Genomic DNA, 23,338 nt, shown 5'->3' with positions numbered 1-23,338 from the left:
CGCCCCCTCAGCCGTCGAGGTCGTAGCGGGGGTTCAGGAAGCACAGTCGGCGCTGATAGCTGCCGACCATGCCTTCGACGACGAGGGTCCTGCCGACCTCGACGCCGGCGATACGTCGCCGTCCGAGGAACACGACCGACACCTGCCCGCTCTCGTCGGCGACGACGCACTCGAGTGTCGGCGTCCCCGCGAGCGGTTGGACGCGCATCGAGCGCACCCGCCCGCGCACGGTCGCGCGCTGGCGGAACCGGATGCGCGCGATCGCCGTCGGGCCGTCGCCGATGCCGACGTCGTCGAGATCGATGACATCGTCGGCCTGGGTCGTTTCCTGCGGCATCGGCTCACGCACGCGACCCAGGCGCGCCCGCGCGATCGGGATGACCTTCTGCTCGCCCGCCCCGAGATGGAACGGCACGAGCGTCACGTTCGCATGGGGGAGGCGCGACACCTCTTCGCTGATGTCGTCGGCGGTGCGGTCGTGCAGGATGCGATGCCACGGCCCGCGGTACTTGCGGTGTGGCAGGAGCACCGAGACCTCCGTATCGCCATCGGCCAGCACCTCTGCGGTCGCCTCGATCGCGGCGCGCGGGATCACGCGGTCGGCGCACTCGAAGAGTTGGAGCGTCACCCCCGAGAGTCCGAGCCGGCGCCAGTCGGCCGCGAGGGTCTCCGCCCGCTCGTGATCGACGACGAAGTGCACCGCGCGCAGCTCGTCGGGCATGAGCGCGCGTGCGTACTGGATCGCACGCGCCGACGCGAGGTCGAGGCGGTCGACGAACACGAGCACGACGTGGCGCCGCAGAATCGGCGCCGTCGCGGCCTTCGGGACGTCGGCCACGAGCTCGACGTCCTCGAGCGAGTACTGCCGGTTGAGGCGCGTGAGCAACGCGACGAGCACGGGGATCGCGAGCAGGATGACCCATGCGCCCTGCGCGAACTTCGTGACCGCGATGACGACGTCGACGACGGCGGTCAGCAGCGCGCCGAAGCCGTTGATCACGAAGCCCTTCTTCCAGCCCGCGTGCCGAAGGCGGCGATGACGGTGGGCCATCGCGCTCTGCGACAGCGTGAAGCTCGTGAACACGCCGACGGCGTAGAGCGGAATGAGCCGGCCGACGACCGCGCCGGTAGCGATCAACAGCACGCTCGCGCTCCCGGCGAGGACCAGAATGCCGGTCGAGAAGACGAGCCGGTGTCCCCGTCGCATCAGCTGCCGGGGCATGAAGTTGTCGACCGCCGCGAAGTTCGCGAGCCGGGGGAAGTCGGCGAAGCTGGTGTTCGCGGCGAGCACGAGGATGAGCACGGTCGCCGCCTGCAGGCTCACGTACAGAACGTTGCCGAGCACGCCGGTTCCGTAGACGAGCTTGCCGATCTGCGCGACGACGGTCGGGGTGCCGTGCTCGTAGGGCACGACGTGCGTCTTGGACGCGAGCACCGAGAGCCCGAGGAACATGACGGCGAGCAACGAACCCATCCACACGAGGGTCGTGCGCGCGTTCCGCCACGCCGGCGGTCGGAACGCGGGCACACCGTCGGAGATCGCCTCGACGCCCGTGACCGCGGCACCGCCGGACGCGAACGCCCGCAGCACGACGAAGAACGCGGCACCGCGCAGCAGACCCGAGCCGGGCGTCCCGATGTGCATCATGCCTTCGTGATGGGCCGCGTGCGGCAGCGACCCGAAGACCACGCGTGAGATCCCGTAGCCGAGCAGCAGTGCGATGTTGACGATGAAGAAGTACGTCGGGATCGAGAAGATGCGACCCGACTCGCGCACGCCGCGCAGATTGCCGAACGCCACGAGCAAGATGAACGCGACCGCGATCGGCACGCGGTACGGCTCGAGCCCCGAGAACACCGAGACCAGCGCCGCGGTGCCGGCTGCGACCGACACCGCGACGGTGAGGATGTAGTCGGTCAGCAACGAGACCGCGGCGACGAGCGCGGGTCGCAGGCCGAAGTTGTCCTTCGTCACGAGATACGCGCTCGCCGCGGCGGGATACGCCTCGATCGTCTGGCGGTACGACAGGATGAGGAAGCCGAGGACGACGAGCAGCGCGACCGTCGTCGGCACAACCAGCGCGAACGCGGCGACGCCGATGTATTGCACGAGATGGGCGAGGATCTCCTCGGTTGCGTACGCAGCCGACGAGAGGTTGTCGCTCGCGAACACGGCCAACGCCGTCGGCTTCCCGAGCGTCTCGTGCTCCAATTCCTCGCTGTGCAACGCGGGGCCGAGCAACCGCACCTTGGCGCGGTAGCGCCAACCGGGACGCGGCAGCGAAGCCGAGTCGACGGGGATCGGCATCGGCTGCGCGAACTTGTGATCGATGCGTTCGACGTCGGGATCGACGGGCGCGACCGATTCGGTTTCCGACACGACGGCTCTCCTTCGCGAGGTCGCACGCGCCGGGCACGCGCCCACGAAGGGCGCACGGCGCGATCGAGACGGGCGCGCGCGGCGGCACCCCTCGAATCAGGGCGACGCCGTCAGCGCAGGAAGGTCGACGTGAGCGTCGGAGGGGCGCGCGAGCCGACGGTCGACGCCGTGCCGCCGCGCCGACTCCCATTCGATTCGACCGAGCGAGCCGTCTCCAGTGCGACCGCACGGTTTGCAGCAAAACGCCCGGCGGCGGCACCGTTGGCGCGGTCGCGGTCGTTGCGCCGCGCGGCGGCGATGTAGTCGGCGTGCGGCTCCGGGCGGCGCAAGACATCACGCGAGCGCGTCGCCGTCGGCGCGGAATCGCTTCGCAGGGAAGCCGCGCGCGACGCGAGCAGACCGCCGCCGCCGTGCCCCGACCCGCCGAGCACCAAGGTCGCGAGCAACAACAGCCACGAGAGCCGTCGTATACGAGACATGGAAGGCGTGACGCTAGCGCCGGCCGGTCGAGTCAGGCTCGTGACCGTCACGAAGCCGTCAGCGGCCGGATCGATCCTTCAGCCGTCGTCGTGCTCGCGCGTCTCGATGTCGCGCTCACGCGCCTCGAGCTCGCGCGCGCGGAGCTCGAGCTCACGCCGGTTCAGGTCCGCCTCCCACGCGTCGAGATCGGTCGGCTCCGTCGCGTCCTTCGTGGGCCGCGCGATCGCGCGCTGTTGCTGCTCCCATTCGTCGAGCCGCGCATCGAGCTCGGCCGACTGGCGATCGGTGACGCCCGCGATCGCGCGGTAGCGCGGATGGTCCTCGACGCCGATCGGCCGGCGCGGCTTGCTGTAGTCGGTCGAGCCCGGTCGCCAGTGCGCGCGTTCCGGTCGTCCGAGCAACAGCCAGAGCAACGAGCCGATGTCCGGGAGGATCAGCACGATGATGATCCACACGCCCTTCGGCAGGTTGCGGCAGAGCGCGGCGTCGGTCGCGACGCAATCGAACAGCGCCCACACCCAGAAGAGGAGCAGCGCGAGGGCGACGATCCCGCCCGACTCGAACAGGATCATCCCCACCCCTTCCCCACCGCGCTCCGGGAGCGCCTGAATGCGGAAAGGCTACGCGGGTTCGGTCACGAAGTCGATGAGCTGCTCGACCGCGCGCACGAGTGGCTGCTCGAGGTCGCGCCACGACTCCACGCTCGCGAGGATCCGCCGCCAGAACGCCGGCGGCGCGCCCACTTCGAGCTGCGCGCACACACCGGTCTTCCAGTCGCGGCCGCGCTCGACCACCGGCCACGCGGCGATGCCCACGGCCTTGGGCCGCACGGCCTCCCACACGTCGACGTAGGGCGTCCCCGTCACCATCACGTGCGGGTGGCGAACCTCGGTCGCGAGGCGCGCTTCCTTGCTGCCGGTCACGAGATGATCGACGAGGACGCCGAGCCGGCGACCACGCGCGGGTTTCAGCTCTCGGATCACGTCGGCGAGGTGGTCGATGCCGTCGAGCCGTTCGACGACCACGCCTTCGAGCCGCAGGTCGTCGCCCCACACCTTCTCGACCAGCTCCGCGTCGTGGATGCCTTCGACGAGGATGCGGCTCGCGCGCGCGACCCGCGCCTTCGCGCCGTGCACGACGCGGCTCCCCGACGCGGTCTTCTCGGTCTTCGACACGCGCAAGTGCGGCGGGCCGTCGTCGCTCACCGGCTCCGGCGCGACGAGTCGTACCGCGATGCCGTCGACCGAGAACGTGCCCGGGTCGTTCCGGAACCGGCGCTCGACGCCGAGGTCGCCGCGCAGCAGCACCTTGTCGTCGTCGACGCGCACGAGCGCGCCCGCGAAACCGGACGCGCGGTGGACGAGCCGCGTCCCCGGTTGCGCGGGATGCGGTGGGTACACCGCGGCGATGCGCTCCTTGCCCGCGACGGGCCCCGCGAGGATGCCAGGGCGTTTCGCCATTCGGCCGACCCTATGCGAGCGCGCGTCTTCGCTCGGGGACCGAGGCGTCAGGAGCGGCGAGCGCCCGCGGCCGGGTATCCCGGCCCGCAGCGAGCGTGACCATGGAGACCCGATCAGCTCCCGAACGGATCCAACGAGCTCGCGACGATCCACATCGAGAAGTACTGCGCCGACGCGCCGTAGGCCTGCGCGAGCGCGACCTTGGCGCCGTCGACCTGGTGCTCGCCGGCCATGCCGCGCACTTGCAGCGCGGCCTCCGAGAATCGCAGCAGTCCCGATGCGCCGATCGGGTTCGACGACAGCACACCGCCCGACATGTTCACCGGGAACGATCCGTCGAGCGCGGTGTCGCCGCGCTCGACCATCTTCCAGCCTTCCGACGGCTCCGCGATGTCGTGCGCTTCGAGCCACATCGGCTCGTACCAACTGAACGGCACGTACAGCTCCGCGCAGTCGATCTGGTGCCGCGGATCGGTGATGCCCGCCTGCCCGTACACGTCCCACGCACAGTCGACCGCGCCTTGCGGACGCACCGGATCGCGGCCCGGGAACGCGTACGGCTCGGAACGCACGGCCGAGCCGAGGATCCACGCCGGCGGCCGTCCGGCGCGCGCCGCGGCCTCACCGCCGTCGCGATCGGTGAGCACGACCGCGCACGCACCGTCGGACGACGGGCACGACTCGAGGTAGCGCACCGGGTCCCACATCATCGGCGACGCCTTCACCTTCTCGATCGTGATGTCGGCGAGCTTCAGGTGCGCGTACGGGTTCTTGAGCGCGTTGAGCCGGTCCTTCACCGCGACCATCGGACCGATGTCCATCGGCGCGCCGGTGCGCGCGATGTACCCGCGCATGAACGGTGCGAACGCGCCGCCCGCGCCGAGCGACGCGCCGCGGCCGGAGCCGAGCGCGAACTGCGCGTTGCCCTCCGACTGCTTCTGCAGCCCGACCGCGAGCACACGCGTGTGGCGGCCGGTCTCGACGAGGTGCGACGCGACGATGCCGGTCGTCCCTCCAACCGAGCCCGCGGTGTGCACACGGAACATCGGCTTGCCCGTCGCGCCGAGCGCGTCGGACAGGTACAGCTCGGGCTTCATGATGCCCTCGAAGAGATCGGGGGCCTTGCCGACGACGACCGCGTCGATGTCGCTCCACGTCATCTGCGCGTCGTCGAGCGCGCGCAGCGCGGCCTCGCGCACGAGCCCGCCGAGCGAAACGTCCCACCGGCGCGTCTTGTGCTCGGTCTGACCGACACCGACGATCGCGCACGCTTGGTGGGCCATCAGCCGTTCCCTCCCAAGACGCAGACCAGGTTCTGCTGCAGACACGGTCCCGACGTCGAGTGCGCGAGCGTGCGCTGTTTGCCGAGGTCGCGGATCTGGCGCGCCGCTTCGGCGACCCGCACGAGTCCCGTCGCCATGATCGGGTTGGCCGCGAGCGGGCCGCCCGACGGGTTGATCGCCGCGTCGCCGACGCCGAGCGCGCTCACGAGCACCGGCTCCTCGTGCGTGTACGCGGACTGGATCTCGGCGACCTCGATCGGCGCCTCCTCGACCCCCGCGGCCTTCGCCGCGAGCGTCGACGAACGCGACGACGTGAGGTCACGCATGCCCGGGTTGTGCAGTTCGGTCGCGTGCGAGAAGCCCGTGATCCAGATCGGGCGCTCGCACATCTCGCGTGCCTTGTCGGCGCGTGCGATCACGACCGCGCAGGCGCCGTCGGTGATCGGCGGAAGGTCGTGCTTGCGCAGCGGCGAGCGCACGTACGGCTCGGCGAGCAACGCGTCGACGTCGAAGTCACCCGCGACCTGCGCGTAGTCGCTCTGCTGCGCGTCGCGCCGGCAGCGGGCCGCGACCTCCGCCATCTGCCGTTCGCTCACCTTGCCGGCGTCGAGCAACGCGCGCGCCTGGATCGCCGCGAAGCTCGACGCGTCCGCGCCCAATGGCGCGAGGTAGTACGGGTCCATCTCCATCGGATAGATGAGTCCCGGGTCCGCGGTCGACGACCGGCCCGATCCCATCGCGAGCGCGACGTCGATATCGCCGAGCAGCAACCGAACCCACGCTTCGTACAGCGCCCACGCACCGTCCATCTCGACGTGCGAGTCGCGCTTCGGCGGCCACGCGCCGAGCGCGTCGATGTTCTGCACGAAGGAGAACGCCTGACCGGCGACGTAGTCGCAGCTGCCCGCGCAGGTGAAGTCGACGTCGGCACGCGTGATACCCGCGTCCTCGACCGCCCCAGTGATGACCTCGAGGAGCATCTGCACCTCGGTCTTGTCGGTGTTGCGCACCATCGGCGAGATCGACCATCCGACGATCGCGATGTCGTCGGAGCTGCGTCCGTTCGCGGCCATCAGCAGATCCTGTTCACGAGGTCGGGGTCGGTGCTGTCGGCTTCACCGGTCGGCATCCAGCCGACCAGGTTGCCCTCGGCACGCGGATCGAGGTCTTGCTTCTCCGCGTCCGTCGCCCACATCGCGGCGACGCGCATGCCGATGCGCACGTCGTCGTTGGGCGTGTCGAGCAGCGCCTGGTAACCGAGCACGACGTCGGTGTCGTCGAGCCACACGTGCACGCGCGCGAACGGCTCGGTCTCGGTCTGCCCCGGGTACTGGATGGGCGTGACGATCGTGTAGTTGCTCACGGTCCCGCGCTGCGGGAGGTCGACCTCGTGCTCGGCGGTCAGCTCCACCGCGTCGACCGGGCAGTAGCCCTTCCCGCCCGTGTAGGTGCGTCCGCATACCGGGCAGCGCAGGCCGAGGAAGCGCCCTTCCTCCGTCGCGCGCTCGGAACGCTCGACGTTCGCGGTGACCGGGGTGTTGTACGTGATCGAGGCGTTGTACTCCATCATCGTCACCGGTTCGCCCGGCGCGGATTCGTCGCCGGCCACGACCGTCGCTGCCTCACCGGGGACGAACGCGTCGACGTCGGTGATGTGACCGTGCCGCTCCGCCTTCCAACGGGGCGCGACGCGCATCCCCGTCGACATCGCGTCCGGCGATCCCGCGTCGACTGCGTGGAAGAGCGCGGTGTCGGCACCGTCGAGCTTCACCAACGCGAACGCGAACGGATGGTCGATCGGATGCTGCGACGACGGCTTCGCGACCCACGTCCAGCTGACGACCGTTCCCGCGGGACCGACGTCGACGAAGTCGTGCTCGAGTGTCGCGCCCGTGTCGGGATCCCATTCGAGCGGCGGCACGATCACGCGCGCGCCGCTGCGGATGCCGATGAAGCGTTTCTCGGTCAACGCGGTCATGAACGCGCCGAGCACGGGCCCGAGCGACCGCTTGTACGGGAACCGGATGGTGCTCTCGATGGTTCGTGCCAACGCGTGCGCTCCCGTTCGTCGACGTCCGGCGGATCGTGCCAGGAGGTTGCATCACTCGTCCAGACGCGGATACAGACTGCACGGATGTCGAATCCGAGACCCCCGGTCGCATGCTCGCTCCGCCCGGCACGGGACTTCCATGTCGCGCGCTGACCGCGCACCAGCTCCGACCGGCCAACAGCTCGAGCTCGTGCGCGGCGACCAGCGCGCGATCGTCACGGAGCTCGGTGCGACCCTGCGCAGCTACACCGTCGGTGGCCGCCCGCGCCTCGACGGCTTCGAGGTCGAGGAGATGTGCAGCGGCAGCCGGGGCCAGGTGCTGCTCCCCTGGCCGAACCGCATCGCGAGCGGCGCGTACCGCTTCGGTGACGTCGACCACCAGCTCCCGTGGAACGAGCCGCAGAAGCACAACGCGATCCACGGGCTCGTGCGCTGGTCCCGCTGGACGGTCTCCGCGCGGGCCGACGACCGCGTCACGCTCACGCACACGCTGCTCCCACAGCCCGGCTACGAGTTCACGGTCGCGTTCACGCTCGAATACGGGCTCGGCGACGACGGGCTCGAGGTGCGGGTCGACGCGAAGAACCTCGGTACCGAGCGGTGCCCGTTCGGCGCGGGCTTCCACCCCTACCTGCGGCTCGACCCGTCGCACATCGACGACCTGGAGCTCGAATCACCCGCGTCGTCGCACTACTTGGCGGACGCGGACCAGATCCCGACCGGGCGCGAGCCGGTCGACGGCACCGCCTTCGACTTCCGTTCGCCCCGCGCGATCGGCGCCACGCGCATGGACACCGCCTTCACCGAGCTCGCGCGCGGTGCCGAAGGCCGCGCGACCGTGACGCTGCGCGATCGGGCGACCGGCGACGCGGTCTCGATGTGGTGCGACGAGGGGTTCGGTTACCTGATGATCTTCACGGGCGACGCGTTGCCCGATGCGCACAAGCGCCGCATGGGCCTCGCGGTCGAGCCGATGACCTGCGCGCCCGACGCCTTCCGCAGCGGCGACGGTCTCCTCGTGCTCGAACCCGGCGAGACCTGGACCGCGCGTTGGGGGATCGGTGCTTCTGGTCGCGCTCGCTCCGCTCGCCGCGCCTGACGCCTCAGCCCGCAGTCGAGGCCGCGCCGCTCGCTCCGCTCGCGCGCTCCGGCGGGAACGGCTGCGTCATCTCGGGTCGGCGCCCGACGTGATGAGCAGGATCGCCTGCACCGGATCGCCGGGGCACGACGGGTCGACGCGGCGGCGGGACTCCTCGACCTCCAGCGTGCCCGCGTCGACCTGCGCAGCCCACGAGATCCACGGGTCGGCGTCGGTCGTCAGCCGCTGCGCGAACGCGAAGCCCCATTCCTCCACCGATCGCGCCGCGGTCGGACGTTCGAGCTCGGCGTCGACCTCGCGCTCGAGCCGCTGGTCGAACGCCAACAGACTCGTCACGATCGGACACACCCGGCTCAACCCCTGCGTCGCCCACCCCACGACCGCGTCCGACGCGCCGCGCTCGCGGAGCGCGAGCCACGAGAGCAGGCGCGCGTCGTCGGCGGGATCGGAGGCCATGCCGCGGTTGTAATCGGCGGCGGCAAATCCCCCGCAAAACGCGGGTGCGACACCTTATGCGTGCTCGACGACCGCCCCGAGGTCGTCGCGTGCGACGCCGGCCCAGTACTCGGCGCCGGCGGCATCGGACAACGCGGCGGCGCTCTCGAAGTGCCGGCGGGCGGCATCCTCGTCGCCGTCGGCCCGCGCGAGGCGGCCCAGCCAGTGATGGCCGGTCCCGAACGCGGCACCGCCCGAGCCGAAGATGCACCAGCGCTCCGCGAACGGCGCGAGCTCGCGGCGCAACAGCGCGCGCTGCTCGACGCTGCCGATCTTCGCGACCGTGCCCGAGATCAACGCGACGCCGCCGAGCCACATGTTGTCGTCGGGCAAGCGAATCTCGCCGCCTGCGAGCACCTTGTCGATGATCGGTCGAGCGGCTTCCGCGCGTCCGCACGCAACGAGCGCGGTCGCGAGGATCGCGACGCCGGCGACGACACGCGGCGACGACGGTTGCGGGGCCTCGAGCCCGGCCCGCATCTCGTGCAGGCGGTCCTGCTGATAGCGAAGCGCGAACGACTGGAGCACGAACGTGCCCGCGGCCTCCCACTGCTGCAACGCGTTGCCGAGCGTCTGCGCGGCGTTGACGAGCTCCTCGGTGTAAGCGTCGGGCGCGCGCATGAGCGCGCGTGTCGCCCGCAGCGCATTGACCCAGTAGAGGTCGGCGGGCAGACCGTGCGCATCGGCGAGCGACGCGAACTCGACGAGCTGCTCGTCGAACTCGTCGAGCTGCCCGCACTCCAACAGGTCGACGAGCAGCCCCCGGCATGCGAGGCCGACGAGCCGGTCGATTCGATGCGTGCGACACAGGGTCATGAACTCGTAGCTCAGCGCGAGCCGCTCCTCGGCGCGCACGACGTCGTGCGTGAGCAACCTCCGGTAGGCGGCGAGCGCCGCTGCCTGCACCTCCGGATCCGAGTCGTGTCGCGCGAGCTCGAGCGCCTGCTGCGCGTACCCCTCGTCGTCGCGGTTGCCGTCGTAGTAGTGACACGCGCTCGCGGCGCTGAGGAGCCGCACCTTCCGACGGGGGTCGGAGCCGCACTTCGCGAGTGCTTCGTCGACGAGCGCCGTGAGCCGCACGAAGAAGTCGTCCAGCGTGATGTAACGGGGCATCGCCGCGATCGCGATGTCGGCGAGGAGGTCGCCGTCGTCGCTGCCGCGCGCCTCGTCGGCGGCCTCGAGGAAGGCGCTCCGCGCGTCGTCGCGCCGGCCCGCGCGCTCGAGACACTGGCCGCGGTGCATCAGCGTCTCGGCCTTCTCGCGCCCATCCCATCCCGCGTCGGCCGCGAGGTCGAGCGCGCGGCCGTACCACGTGGCCGCTTCCTCGTTCGCGAAGGTCGCCGCCGCCTCGTCGCCGGCCCGCCGGGCGTGGTCGGCCGCGACCGACGGCGCGCCGAGCGGCAGCGCCGCCAGGTGGTGATGCGCCAGCTCCGCCGCCCGCGCGGTGCCGTGCGCGCCGGGCAACGCCTCGAGCGCGGACGCGGCCGCGACGTGCAGGCGGGCGCGCCGGCTCGCGTTCGTCATCGTGTAGATCGTGTTGCGGATCAGAGGATGCGAGAACACGAAGTGGTCGAGCTCCTCGCCCTCCTCGAACAGACCCTTGAGCAGACCCTCTTCCACCGCGTCGAGTGCATCCGACTCGTCCATGCGGTTCGTGCGCGCGAGCAGGTCGAGCGAGAACTCGCGCCCGAGCACCGACGCGGCCGCGAGCGCGCCCCGCGCGGAGTCGCTGACGCGGACCAATCGCCGTTCCACGATCGAGCGGACGCCGTCGGGCGCGACGTCGGCGATCGACACCTCTTCGCGCACTTCCGCGAGCTCGCGGAGGACCTCGCGCGCATAGAGCGGATTGCCGCGCGTCACGTCCCGCAGCTCCGAGAGCCGGGCCAGCGCCCGCTCGCGCAGGTTGTCGGACGCGGTCGCCTCGACCAGTGCGGCGAGGTCGGTCGTATCGAGACCCGACAGCCGCAGCTGCAGCCCTTCGGGCCGCCCACTGCGCGCGAGCGCGAGGAGGTCGGCGAGCGGCGAGTCCTCCGCGATCTCGTCGTCCCGATAGGTCGCCACGACCATCACCGCGCCGCTCGCGTTGCGCAACAGGTGCCGCAGCAACGCGAGCGCGTCGGCGCCCGACCAGTGGAGATCCTCGGCGAGGATGAGCACCGGCGAGTGCGCGCTCACCCCCGCGAGCAACGCGTCGACCGCGGCGAACAGGCGATGCCGGCCGGCCGATGCATCGGCCGGTGCGCGCACCGCGGGGAGCCGGTCGGCGAGCTCGGGCGCGAGCCGGCCCAGCTCACCGAGCAAACGGCTCTCGAGCAACTCGGGGGGCGCGAGCGGGACGAGCGACCGCACGATCTCGGGAAGGGGCTCGTAGTCGCTCGCAGGCTCCGGGTCGCACGCGCCGTGGACGACGACGGCCCCCGCGGCCGCGCCGCGCTGTGCGACCTGCTGCGCGAGCGTCGACTTGCCGATGCCCGCGGTGCCACCGATCAGCACGAGCCGCGGACCCTGCTCACACGCCTGGTTCCAGGCGCGGTCGATCGCGTCGAGCTCGTCGCGCCGGCCGACGAACACATCTGCTTCGTGCAGCTCGAAGCGGTCCCGCGGATCGTCGTGCGGGATGGAGTCGAGGTCCGCGTGCTGGAGCACGATCGCGTCTTCGAGCGCGCGCACCCGGGCGTTGGGTTGGATCCCGAGCCCGACGTCGAGCGCCTCGCGGAGTCGGCTGTACGCGCGCATCGCGTCGGCCTGGCGACCGTCGCGGTAGAGGGCGATCATCAGACGCTCGGTCAGGCTCTCGCGCAACGGGTCGGCGGCGATCAGGGGCTGGAGCACGTCGCACGCGTCGCGCGGCCGGCCCAGCTCGAGGTAGGCCTCAGCCAGCAACTCGACCGCGCCGAGCCAGAGGTTGTCGAGCCGCACGCCTTCGTCGCGCAGCGGCTCGAGCTCGCGCAGGTCGTCGTACGCGGGGCCGCGACGCCGAGGCAGCACCGGTTCGAGCAGCTCCACCGTCTCGCGCGCGCGGCCGCCGTTCCACACCGTGCGCGCCTTCGCCAGCGCGGCCTCGAACTCGAGTGCGTCGACCGACTCCTGCGGGGCGCTCAGGCGGTAGCCGCCCGCGGTCCCCGTGATCGGGTCGGCATCCGCATCGGCATCGGCATCGCGCAGCGTCTTGCGCAGGTACGCGATGTGGACACGAAAGGCGCTCGGCGCGGTGTTCGGCGGCTCGTGCAACCAGAGCTCGTCGATGAGCTGGCCGGTCGACACCGTGTGGTTCGCACGTGCGAGCAGCAAGCCGAGCACGGTGCGACTCTTCGGCCGCGCGATGTCGACGTCGGCACCGTTCCACCTCACCCGCAGCGGTCCCAGAACGGAGAACTCGAGCACGGGCGTGGCCCTTCTCGGTACGGGGGAGGGGCCGTCACGTTACCAACGAGCAAATTCAGCCGCCCGTTTTGCGCAGCGTTTGCTGCGGTGCATTCGACTGCCGGAACCCGATGTCGGCGTGAGGAGTCGTTCCATGACCGAGGGTGGAGGCGGTGGTCCGGGCGCGGCCCAGACCGTGTTCCAGGACCCGCAGTACAACCAGCAGTTGCTCGACCTGCACCGCAAGAACACGCCGTTCGTCGAGATGGCGAACGCGGTCGGTGTGAAGCTGTCGCCGGAGTTCGAGAAGCTCGTCACGGGCATGTCGGACGCCGAGGTGAAGATCATCCGCGACGCGATGATCCAGGCCCTCGAGCGGCACGACCCGATCATGCCGTTCCACTGCCAGCTCCAGGCCGTGCCGCCGTCGATCTCCGTGACGGCGGTCGGCTCGGCCGACAGCCTGCTCGCGAGGATCGACCCCAGCACCTAGGTCGCCCTCGCCCGTCCGGTCTCCGGCCCGATCAAAATCTTCACGTCACCGCTCGCATTGGCGCGCCCGCCGGCCGATAAGATCAGTGCTCGGGCGAACGCGTAGCGCGCGATTGCCGCCCGAGGCCGAGGGCGGCTGGATCCGGGGCTGGGTTCAGCGGTCCGCCGTACGACCGATCGAGGACCGTAGGTGAACGCGTCGAACTCCCCCGCTGCCGTCGTTGTCGGTGCCGGCCCTTACGGGCTCGCCGTCGCCGCCCACCTCCTGCACGAGGGGGTGAGCGTCCGCGTCTTCGGCGAACCGATGGACGCCTGGCGCCACAACATGCCGAAGGGCATGTTCCTGAAGTCCGAGCCCTTCGCGTCGAGCCTCTCGGCACCGCGGAAGGGCTACCGGCTCGAGGACTACTGCCGTGCCATCGGCGTCCGGCCGCTGCGGAACGACGAGGCGGTGCCGATCGAGATGTTCGTCGGCTACGGCTGCTGGTTCCAGGAACAGCTCGTGCCGATCGAGCAGGAACGGGTCGTGCGCGTGAGCGCCGCCGGGGACCGCTTCGAGGTCGAGCTCGGCACCGGCGAGATCTTCACGACCCGCTCGGTCGTGATGGCCGCGGGCCACGTGCAGTTCACGAACCTGCCGCCGGTCCTCGCCTCGCTCGCCGAGGGCGAGCCCCTGCCGACGTCGCTGGTGTCACACACGTCGCAGCACGACGACCTGTCGAAGTTCGCGGGCTCCGACGTCGCCGTCGTCGGCGCCGGCCAGTCCGCGCTCGAGACCGCCGCCCTGCTCCACGAGAGCGGCGCCGGCGTGCACCTCATCGTGCGGGCGCCCCGAGTGCTGTGGGCGGGCCCGCCCAATGTCGAGCGCACCTGGAAGGACAAGGTGCTGAAGCCGATGTCGGGCCTCGGCCCCGGCTGGTCGCACTTCGGCAGCGAGCGCGGTGCGGGGGCCATCCGCCACCTGCCCGAGCGCACCCGCCTCGCGATCTTCAAGGCCGTGCTCGGCCCCGCGGGCGCGTGGTGGCTGCACGACCGGGTGGAGAACGTCGTCGAGATTCGCACCGCGCAGTCGGTCGCGTCCGGGTCGATCGAGGGCGACAAGGTCGTGCTCGAATGCTCGGCGCCGCACGGTGCGCGCCAGCGGTTGGTGGTCGACCACGTCCTCGCGGGAACGGGTTACCGGGTCGACGTCGACTCCATCGAGTTCCTCGACCAGAACCTGCGGGCCCGGGTCGACCGCGTCGCGGGCTTCCCGGCGCTCAACGCCTCGTTCGAGTCGTCGGTCTCCGGGTTGTTCTTCGCGGGGTTGTCGTCGGCGGCGACCTTCGGTCCCTTGATGCGCTTCGTGTGCGGGACCGACTTCGCGGCGCCGCGCCTGGCGCGGGGCGTCGCCGCGCGCTGACGCCGCGGCACCAACGCACCGGCGACTCGCGCGACCACCTGACCCGAGAACCACACGAGCATCGTGGCGAACGGCAGCGGATCGTCGAGCGCGCGCCACGCACGTTCGGGGCGCGGACCCGCGGTCGCGCCGGCGGGCGAGGTCGCGACCCCGCGCCGGTACGCGAGCTTCGCCGGGATGTCGAGGTGCTCGATGCGGATGCCCTTGCCGTAGCGGGGCGGTGACGACGGGACCGCGCGACCCGTGAGGTCGAGGTGCATCGCGCGCAGGACGTCGATTCCGTCGTCGGTCTCGAACAGCTTGAACTGCGCACCCATGCGCGGGTTGAAGTCGACGAGCTTGTACTGACCGTCGCGCCGGTCGAAGCGCCAGTCGAGGTCGACGACGCCGCGGTAGCCGATCTCGCGGCAGAGCCGGGCCGACAGCTCCTCGAGCTCGGCGTTCGGCACGATGCGCGCGTAGGTGGTGACCCCGGCGTGGGGCGGCCACGAGCGCAGCTTCACACCGGTGAACGGCACGAGCGCGCGTGAGCTCGCGTCGCAGTAGGTGTGGAAGATCCAGTCCTCGGCTTCCTCGCGCGGCAGGTACTCCTGGAACATCGCCGTGGTCGGGTCGGGAAAGCTCGCCGCGATCTCGAGCAGCTGCTCCGGCGTCTGCACGATCGTCGTGCTGCCGACCGCGCGCTTCTGGAGCCGCACGAAGGGATCGACGTTCTTCACGACGACCGGGAACATCGCGCGCGCCGCGAATTCCTCGACCTCGGCCATCGACGTCGGGAAGGCGGCGTCGGGTGTCGGGATGTCGTGCTCGCGGCACACGGCGAACAGCCCGCGCTTGCTCGCGAGCCGGCGGGGGAGGTCGGGCTCGATCGCGGGATAGAGGAACCAGTCGCGCAGGACGTCGCCGTGCTCGGCGAGGAACACCGCGGCCTCGTCGTCGGTCGGGATGGCGAGCACGCCACCGCCGAGGCGCTTCCCGATGCGCGCGAGTCCCTCGAGAAGGAACTCCTCCGATTCACTCGCCGTCGTCGGCCACACGATCGCGTCGTTGAGGTAGCGCGACATCGCGGCGGGCGTGAAGCGATCTTCGACGATCGCGTGCACGGGAACACCGGCGCGCCCGAACGTGCGGATTGCGCACACACCGCCGTGGTACACGGGGTACTTGCCGATGCGGACGAGCAGCACCGGCACCGACCGGTCGAGCGTGACGCCCCCACCCGGCGCGAGCACGATCGGCGCGCTCACCGGCCCGCGATCGCGCGCCGCCGACCGCCGCAGCCAGATGCCCCCGACCGTGATCACCGCGAGCACGCCGATCACGCGCGCGCCGGTGAACAGGTGCAGGTACAGAAGGCTCTCGGAGACGAGCGCGTCGAACGCGAAGCTCGCGCCGATCGTCAGCGCGATCTCGAGCCCCACGGGCAGGTCGAGCCCCGCGACGACCGCGGTACCCGGCCCGAACGCGAGGAACAGCATCACGACGACGAACGCGACCGGCGGGCCGACGTGCGCGGCCGCGAGCGCGAACGCGGCGACGGAGAGCAGCACGATCGCGCGACGGACGTTGGCGCGTCTCATGAGCCCGTCCTCGGCACCGTCACGAGGAGCGCGTCGGCATCGTGGTACAGCACCTTGAACTGATGTGACGCGAGGATCAATCGCTCGATCCGTTGCAACGACCCACGCGGCAGCCCACCCACGGAGTCCACCTCGGCGATCTGCGACCTCGTGATGATGAGATAGCCCTGCGTATAGCGCGTGTCGGAGAGCCAGCCGTGGAGCACGCCGGCCGGGTCGCGCAGCACCTGGTTGACGGACTGTGGCGGCTCGGTGCCGAGCGTGACGTACGTGAAGTGCTCGGCGTTGTCGAACTGCACCGGATAGCTCAGCGTGCCGTCGACGAGCAGGGAACCCGGCGGCGCGATCTCGGAGACCATCGTCGCCGCGCGCACCTCGCCGGGCGTGAAGTACGACCACGTCTCCTTGCCGTAGTACGCGAACGTGAAGCCGCCGATGAGGACGCCGCTCACCAGCACGATCGCGAGCGGAGTCCGCCAGCCGACCTTCGACCCTCCTTCGGTGAAGAAGAAGCCCGCCGCGAGGAACCCCGCGAACGGCAGCGCGAACAGGTAGACGCGGAAGATGGCCTCGCCGCCGTAGTTCCCGCCCGCGAGGATCGCGGCGGGCGCGATGCACATGATCAGCGCGGCGCGGTCGACGTGCCCCAGGCGGCGGCGACGGACGAGCCCCGCGATCGCGAGTAGCGCCATCACGCCGACGACGAGGCGGCCGAGGTCGGCGACGCGGTGCTGCGCCGCGCTCAACTGCCCCAGGTTGGCGAGGTTCGAGCTGAAATTGGTGCTGAGCGCGCCGAAGCCCGAGAGCAACGCGGAGAGATTGCCGAACGTGTACGAGCGCGCGCCCGTCACGAGCCAGATGCCGGTGAGACCGAACGCCGCGATCACCGGCCAGCGCCGGTCGAGCACGCGGAAGAACATGAGCAGCGCGAGGCACGCGCAGATCACGAACGGCGTGAGCGGGTGGCTCGTGACCGTCGCCGCCATCAACACGAGGAACAGCGCGCCGACCGTGCGTCGCTCCGCACGTCCGAGCCGGGCCGGCGCAACCTCGGGAGTCGCGGGCTCGCTCAGCGCACCCTGCGCCTGACGGGCCTTGCGGCGGGCGGAGACCGCGACCGGGCGGCGGTACCAACGCAGCACGATCGCGAAGGCGACGAGGAAGAGGAAGAAGCCGAAGGCCTGCGGCGCGAAGTAGTCCTGACCGACCCAGTTCGCGATCACGAAGAGCCAGACGCCGAGCGCGATGCGGCGCCGGTCCTCGGTGAGCGCGCGCAGCACGACCGCGAGGAGCAACGCGTCGAGCAGCTCGAAGACGGGCGGCGCCCACGCGGCGTAGGACAGCGCGCTCTTGAGCCCCGCGGACTCGGTGAGCGCGGTCGCGGCGCCGAAGAAGCCCGGCCATTGCTGATAGATCGGCAGCACCGGCGTCGACGGCACGAGCACGTGATGCCGGTGCAGCAGGTCGACGATGCCGACGTGCTTCCACGCCCACGAGTAGCGCAGCGCCCCGTACGTGAGCGCGGGCGTCGCGTGGATCACGAGGATCGCGAGCGCGATGTGGGCGAGCATCACGGGCAACTTCGACTCGCGGTGCAGTGCGGTGACGAAGCCGACCGTGATCACCGCGAGCGCGGCGTAGAAGGTCCACGGCAACGCGTCGACGAGGCCGTACGCGCCGACGTTCGCGGGGTCGAGCTTCACCAGCGTGACGATCCACAACGCGATCGCTCCGCCCAGGGTGAGCATCGGCCACCACGCCGGCAGCCGCCGGCGCCGCGGTGCGGGGACGCGCGCGGCGCGGCCCGGAGGCTCGAACGCGAGGTCGAGCTCGAAGCCGGGGTCGAGGTCGAGCTTGACGTCCGGCGCGGCGTTGAGCGTTGCGGTCACAAGACCGCGGGCGGCGCGGCGCGCAGATGCGGTCGCAGCTCACCGAGCAGCAGGACGATCGCGCCGGCGGTCTGGACGATCAGCCACGCGTAGCCCATGCCGATCACGCCCCAGAGGTGCATGAGGATCGGCGCGAGCACGAGCACCGGCACGGTCGTGAACGCGGTCGCGACGAGCATCGCGGTGAGTCGCTTCTGCACCCGGGCGACGGTGACGAACGTGAGCGGGATCATCGCAGGGATCGTCGACAGCGCGAACAGTCGCAGCACGCCCGCACCGGCTTCGTACTTGTGACCGAACACCGCGAGGACGAGCGGCGCGCCCGCGACGAGCAACACGGCGAGCGGGGCGATGATGCGGAACGACGCCTTGAGCGTCGCGCGGGTGTGCTCCCAGAGCCGCTCGGGCTCCTGCGCACCCTCGGTCGTGAGGGACATGCCCATGTTCCGGCTCACGAGCACGAGCGTGTAGGCGATCGTCCACGCGATGTACACGTAACCGCTCGCGCTCGCGCCGCTGATCGCGAGCACGATGATCGGTGTCAGCGCGATCGCGGCCGTCCACAGCATCGACGACACGTAGTCGACCATCAGGAAGCGGCCGATGATGTTGCGGGTGATCGGCTCCGCGATCTCCCGGGTGCGTTCGACGTGCCGGGGCACGAGCTTGCCGAACAGGACCAGCGTGACGGCCGGCACCACGAGCAGCAGCGGGGCGGTCCACGAGAGGAAGATCGCCGACTTCGGGATCATCGAGGCGAACAGGAACAACAGCACGATCTTCATCACGCCGTAGCTGCTGTTCTCGACCAGCACGTACGACGCGCGGCGGACGCCGATCAGCACCGCGTCCTGGAGCACGAAGACGATCCAGAGCAGGACCGACACGACGTAGATCGCGAACAGCCCCGGGCCGTGGATCGTCTCCCGCAAGCGGGGCGTCCAGATGCCGATCCCGGCGAGGAACACGGCCGCAGTGACCAGACCGAGGCCGACCGCGACCGCGTACGACAGCATCACGAGCCGCTTGGTCGCGGCGCCGCTCACCGGGACGAAGCGGTTCAGCACGTCGGTGAAGTTGAGGCTCGACAGGTTCGTCAGCAGCTGCATCGACGCGATCACGGAACCGCCGATCCCGACGTCGTGCAACGAGAATCGACGCGCGGCCAGCGCCCAGTAGAGCGCGCCGAGGCCCGACGTGGAGAACGTCGACAGCACGAGCGCGTAGCCGTTGCGGTGCAGCGGCGAGCGCAGGTGCTCGACGAGGCGCTGCGCGCGCGCCGGTTCCTGCGCGGTGACGGTCGCGACGGATTCCGCGGTCATGACGCCGCGATGATCATGCCGAGTCGAGCGCGTCGGCGTGCTTGTGCAGCTCGAGGCGCGCGCGGGTCCGTCGTGCGACCCTCCACGCCTTCGTCTGCAGCCGCTCGTGACGGGGTGCTCGACTCGAACCTCGCATCAGCGAATCCAACTGCTCGACGGAAGCGTCGCCCCGCAGCATGATACGGGCCAGGGCGAATTCGTCGTCACCGGGCCCGCTGAGCGCCTCTTTCACGCCACAGGCGTTGTCGAACCCGGCCCGGTGCACCATCGCCTGGATCTTGCGGCTGTGGTAGCCGTGCGGGTAGGCGAACGAGCGGACCGAGCGGCCGAGGTGGCGATCGAGCAGCTTCTTGCTCACCCCGATCTCCATCTCCGCGGAATCGTCGTCGAGCTCGTCGAGCGCCCAGTGGTGGTGCGCGTGCGCGCCGATCTCGACGCCCATCGCCGCGATCTTCTCGATCGCGTCCCACGTCATCATCGGCTGCTCGCCGTCGGAACCGAGCCACGAGCTCCGGCCGCCGACGTACGCGGTCGAGATGTAGATCGTGCTCGCGATGCCCGCGTCGGCGAGCGCGGGCGCCGCCGACGACGCGAAATCGGCGAAGCCGTCGTCGAACGTCACCAGCGCGACCTGCTCGGGAAGCGGCAGGTCGAAGCGGAGCATGTCGACGTACTCGCTCACCGTCATCGTCGTGTAGCCGCGCTGGTTCAGGAACGCGAGGTGCTCGCGGAAGCGCGCGGGTGTGATCGCCCACTCGCGCATGAGCGGCGCGGGATCGGTGCACACGGAGTGATAGAGCAGGACGGGGACCGTGCGGGTCACTGCCATCGGTTACTCCCCGGCCGCGGAGAGCACGCGACTGCGGCGACTCTGCTCCGTGCCCGGCGCGCGGCGTACGTGCCGCGTCGCCCGCCGGCTCGCGATGTAGAGCATCGGACCGGCGAGCATGCCCACGCGCTCGCGCAGCACGAGTCGGCGCGAGTAGTCGTCGGGAAGGCGCGCGTTCTTCACGGAATCGCTCCCGAGCGCGTACCGCAAGCCCGCCGGCACGCGGCCGGCGAGGTCGATCGCGCGTGACGGCCGGTTCATCAGCGTCTTCATCAGGTACGCGGTGAGCCCGGCGCCGTAGCCGAACGCCTGGCGACCGAGGGCGGCCGCGTCGCGCCGGTGCGCGTGGAAGATCACGGCCGCGGGCTCGTACACGAGCGCGTGCCCACTGCTCACGATGTCGAAGAAGGCCGCGAGGTCGTCGCCGCCGCGGGCACGCGTGCCGGTGCCGAGCGCAGGATCGAAGCCGCCGACCGCGAGCAGCGCCTCGGTGCGGAACGCCATGTTGGCACCCGAACCGAACCGGCCCGCGGCGTACGGGAACAGCGGGTCGTCGACGGCGAAGCGGTCGTCGCGGAAGATGCGCTGCTCGAAGCCCTTGTTGAACCCGACCGACTGCTCGACGAGCGCCTGCGCGCCGGTCTCGAGCTCGAGCGGGAAGATCATGCCGGTGACGCAGCCGACGTCGGGTGCGACGCCGAAGCCGGCGACGAGACGCGAGAGCCAGTGCGAGTCGACGACGACGTCGTCGTCGGTGAACGCGACGATGGGCGCGGTCACCTCGCGCAGCGCCCGGTTGTGCGCGCACGCGAGCCCGGGCGTCGACTCCCACGTCCACGAGACGCGGTGACCGGGAGCGAACGGAAGCTCCGGTGGACCCTGCTGCTCGGCGTCCGGGCTGTTGTCGACGATGAGCACGTCGAAGTCCGGGTAGTCGCACGCGAGGATCGACTCGACGCAGCGCCGCAACTCCTGCGGGCGGCCGCACGTCGCGACGACGACGGTGACCCGCGGCGTCTTCGACGAGAGCCACGGCGTCGAGATCGACACCGGCGCCTCGTCGCGCGGCATCACGACGACGTCGCGCTGCTCGATCGCATCGCGCAGTCGTTCCTTGATGTCCTGCTCGCTCAGCCCGCCCTCGGGCAGCTCGGCCTCGAGGATGCCGCAGGGCCGACCGTGGTCGCGCACGAGCAGGAACGCGCGCCCGTACGGCGCGCCGCTGATGCTCGTCGCGCCTTCGAGCGGACCCGGCGACGCGAGGTCGACGTGGCCAACGAGCGCAGGCCGGTAGTCGGGTCGTACCTCGCCCGAGGCCTTGCGCGGCCGGCGCATCGCGACGCGCGTCTTCGCGAAGCCCGCGCTCGTGAACGCGACACCCGAGGCGCGCGCGCCGACCCGAGCGAGCGCACCGCGTCCGCCGCCGTTCATTGCGAGCCGCAGGTCGCGGCCCGCGGCGAGCGGCAGCGTGCGCGTCGCGTACGAACGCTCGCTGGAAAGACCGTCGCGCGCGCCGACGAGCTTGGCGACGCGCGTCTTGGAGCCGCCCTCGGCGATGCAACGCTGCCGGAAGTAGGCGCGCGTCGCCCGCTCGGGGCGGACGCGATGGTGCACGATCGAATCCGGCGCGTACCAGATCACCGATTCGGGACGGCGCTGCTGGACGCGGATGCAGAGCTCCGTCTCCTCGCAGCCCGACGGCAGCGCACCGACCCGTCCGACACGGTCGTCGAAACCGCCGAGCTCGGAGAAGGTGTCGCGGCGAAACGACATGTTCGCCCCGATCACATTGCGGATCGGGCCCTCACCGGGATGCCCCGCGTAGGTGCAGCCGACGACCCAGTCGAACTCCTCGGGGAACCACGAAGGGCGACCCGCGTCCCAACGCGGCACGACGCGCCCGCCGACCGCGACGACGTCGGGCCGGTCGTAGGGCTCGAGCAGCCGGTCGAGCCAGTCGGGGTTCGCGACCGCGTCGTCGTCGAGGAACGCGACGATCTCCGCGCGTGCCGCCGCGATGCCGGTGTTGCGCGCACCCGACAGACCACGTGCCTCGGTGTTCTCGACGACGACCGCGTGCGGGAACCACGCGCGCACGCGTTCGGCCAGCTCGGGTGCGTGATCGACCGCGACGATGAGCTCGTCGTCGATACGCAGCTGGGGCAGAACCGAACCGAGTGCGCCGCAGATGTCGTCCCAGCGGTCCTCGGTGTAGCAGCACACCACGACCGAGACACCGCGGCGCGCGTTCATTGCGCGGCTCGCCTTCGTTCTCTCACGTCGACGCCGGCCTCGTGGCTGAACGGCGGCGTGCTCGGACGCGCGTTGGGAAGGCGGTCGACGACGAGCGGCTGCGGCGAGCCGGTACCGAGACGGTGCTGCATCCACTCGGTCACGATCGAGCGCAACACGCGCGCGCCGTCCTGAACGGTGCGCAGGTTGCTCACACCGTGGATGCGCTTCGACTCGTAGCTCGGGACCTCGGCGACCTTGAGCGACGCACGCAGCGCGCGGATGTGGATGAGCGTCTCGACTTCGAATCCCGTGTAGTCGCCGTCGATGAACGGCAGCACGTCGCTCCAGAACGCGGTGTAGCCGTAGCAGAGGTCGGAGTAGCGACCGCGGAAGCCGGCGCGCACCAGGCGCGTGAGCACCCAGTTGCCGAGCTGGCGGTGGCGCTCCATGTCGGCGGTGCCGCCACCCTGCGCGAAGCGAGAGCCGACGGCGATGTCGTGGCCGGCGAGCAACGCACCGACGAAGGACGGGATCTCACGGGGATCGGTGGAGCCGTCGGCGTCGAGCATCACGAGGATGTGACCGGTCGCGGCGCGGAAGCCGGCGCGCAGTGCCGCACCCTTGCCCCTCGTCGACTCGAGCACGACGCGGACGTCGGGTCGGCAGCGCCGAGCGACGGCGATCGTGTCGTCGGTCGAGAGACCGTCGACGATGAGGACCTCGTCCACCCATTCGGGGATCCGCTCGAGCACGTGCGGAAGGTTGCGCTCTTCGTTGAGGGTCGGGATCACGACCGACACACGCGCAACACTCTGCTCGATCGCCTCCTCGGCGACCAGGTCGATGTCGACCTCGTCCGCATGGACCGCGGTCCGCGCGTACGCGAGGCCAAGCCCCTCTGCCCTGAGTGCCATCCGTTGCTCCCAGCCCGCGCGTAGGCGCTCACCAGCCGCTCAGCGTGGTTGGCGCCGCCCCG

At 70.8% G+C, this 23,338-nt stretch carries 17 protein-coding genes; 3 read left to right on the top strand and 14 right to left on the bottom strand.

Annotated features, from left to right (window positions below):
- Positions 1–7 precede the first annotated feature (7 nt).
- The 7 genes from VH914_13050 to VH914_13020 form a co-directional block, all read right to left on the bottom strand.
- Positions 8–2,380 (bottom strand): amino acid permease, encoded by a 2,373-nt coding sequence (locus VH914_13050; protein ID HEX4492128.1) that lies wholly within the window; start codon positions 2,378–2,380, stop codon positions 8–10.
- 110 nt (positions 2,381–2,490) lie between these two features.
- The gene (locus VH914_13045) at positions 2,491–2,910 is read right to left on the bottom strand and encodes a hypothetical protein (GenBank protein ID HEX4492127.1); all 420 of its coding nucleotides are present in this window, start codon (positions 2,908–2,910) and stop codon (positions 2,491–2,493) included.
- 27 nt (positions 2,911–2,937) lie between these two features.
- Positions 2,938–3,432 carry a PLD nuclease N-terminal domain-containing protein gene (locus VH914_13040; protein HEX4492126.1) on the bottom strand — a complete coding sequence of 165 codons (495 nt, stop codon included), beginning with the start codon at positions 3,430–3,432 and terminating at the stop codon, positions 2,938–2,940.
- 48 nt (positions 3,433–3,480) lie between these two features.
- Positions 3,481–4,320: a DUF3097 family protein gene (locus VH914_13035; GenBank protein ID HEX4492125.1), complete on the bottom strand. Its 840-nt coding sequence runs from the start codon at positions 4,318–4,320 to the stop codon at positions 3,481–3,483.
- Between the two features lie 113 nt (positions 4,321–4,433).
- Positions 4,434–5,603 (bottom strand): thiolase domain-containing protein, encoded by a 1,170-nt coding sequence (locus VH914_13030; protein HEX4492124.1) that lies wholly within the window; start codon positions 5,601–5,603, stop codon positions 4,434–4,436.
- The gene (locus tag VH914_13025) at positions 5,603–6,676 is read right to left on the bottom strand and encodes a lipid-transfer protein (protein HEX4492123.1); all 1,074 of its coding nucleotides are present in this window, start codon (positions 6,674–6,676) and stop codon (positions 5,603–5,605) included. Before VH914_13025 ends, VH914_13030 begins: the two co-directional genes overlap by 1 nt.
- Positions 6,676–7,653, bottom strand: coding sequence for an OB-fold domain-containing protein (locus tag VH914_13020; protein HEX4492122.1), 978 nt, complete (start codon positions 7,651–7,653; stop codon positions 6,676–6,678). Before VH914_13020 ends, VH914_13025 begins: the two co-directional genes overlap by 1 nt.
- Positions 7,654–7,792: 139 nt before the next feature.
- Here VH914_13020 and VH914_13015 point away from each other — a divergent pair, with 139 nt between their 5' ends.
- Positions 7,793–8,752 (top strand): aldose 1-epimerase family protein, encoded by a 960-nt coding sequence (locus VH914_13015; GenBank protein ID HEX4492121.1) that lies wholly within the window; start codon positions 7,793–7,795, stop codon positions 8,750–8,752.
- A 66-nt stretch (positions 8,753–8,818) separates the two neighbouring features.
- On the opposite strand, the gene VH914_13010 is transcribed toward VH914_13015, so the two are convergent.
- Both VH914_13010 and VH914_13005 read right to left on the bottom strand, forming a co-directional pair.
- The gene (locus VH914_13010; GenBank protein ID HEX4492120.1) at positions 8,819–9,208 is read right to left on the bottom strand and encodes a hypothetical protein; all 390 of its coding nucleotides are present in this window, start codon (positions 9,206–9,208) and stop codon (positions 8,819–8,821) included.
- Positions 9,209–9,262: 54 nt separating this feature from the next.
- Positions 9,263–12,634 carry a BTAD domain-containing putative transcriptional regulator gene (locus VH914_13005; GenBank protein HEX4492119.1) on the bottom strand — a complete coding sequence of 1,124 codons (3,372 nt, stop codon included), beginning with the start codon at positions 12,632–12,634 and terminating at the stop codon, positions 9,263–9,265.
- 133 nt (positions 12,635–12,767) lie between these two features.
- Here VH914_13005 and VH914_13000 point away from each other — a divergent pair, with 133 nt between their 5' ends.
- On the top strand, positions 12,768–13,106 hold the full coding sequence (locus tag VH914_13000) for a hypothetical protein (GenBank protein ID HEX4492118.1): 339 nt from the start codon (positions 12,768–12,770) through the stop codon (positions 13,104–13,106).
- 189 nt (positions 13,107–13,295) lie between these two features.
- On the top strand, positions 13,296–14,507 hold the full coding sequence (locus tag VH914_12995; GenBank protein ID HEX4492117.1) for an NAD(P)-binding domain-containing protein: 1,212 nt from the start codon (positions 13,296–13,298) through the stop codon (positions 14,505–14,507).
- Positions 14,508–16,083: 1,576 nt separating this feature from the next.
- Here the strand turns inward: VH914_12995 and VH914_12990 are convergent.
- From VH914_12990 to VH914_12970, 5 genes are read right to left on the bottom strand one after another with little or no spacing between them, the layout of a single operon-like run.
- On the bottom strand, positions 16,084–17,976 hold the full coding sequence (locus VH914_12990; GenBank protein HEX4492116.1) for a hypothetical protein: 1,893 nt from the start codon (positions 17,974–17,976) through the stop codon (positions 16,084–16,086).
- Positions 17,973–19,298, bottom strand: coding sequence for a hypothetical protein (locus VH914_12985; protein HEX4492115.1), 1,326 nt, complete (start codon positions 19,296–19,298; stop codon positions 17,973–17,975). The genes VH914_12990 and VH914_12985 overlap by 4 nt, the downstream gene beginning before the upstream one ends.
- A 13-nt stretch (positions 19,299–19,311) precedes the next feature.
- A complete protein-coding gene (locus VH914_12980) occupies positions 19,312–20,127 on the bottom strand; it encodes a polysaccharide deacetylase family protein (protein ID HEX4492114.1) in 816 nt (271 codons plus the stop codon).
- 3 nt (positions 20,128–20,130) lie between these two features.
- Positions 20,131–22,380 (bottom strand): glycosyltransferase, encoded by a 2,250-nt coding sequence (locus tag VH914_12975; GenBank protein HEX4492113.1) that lies wholly within the window; start codon positions 22,378–22,380, stop codon positions 20,131–20,133.
- Complete coding sequence (locus VH914_12970; GenBank protein ID HEX4492112.1) at positions 22,377–23,276, bottom strand: glycosyltransferase family 2 protein; 900 nt, start codon at positions 23,274–23,276, stop codon at positions 22,377–22,379. Before VH914_12970 ends, VH914_12975 begins: the two co-directional genes overlap by 4 nt.
- Positions 23,277–23,338: the final 62 nt, after the last annotated feature.

The organism is Acidimicrobiia bacterium (assembly GCA_036271555.1).
Classification (GTDB): Bacteria; Actinomycetota; Acidimicrobiia; order IMCC26256; family PALSA-610; genus DATBAK01.
Note: the sequence above shows the minus strand (reverse complement) of the source record. Positions and strands in the feature narration are given on the sequence as shown.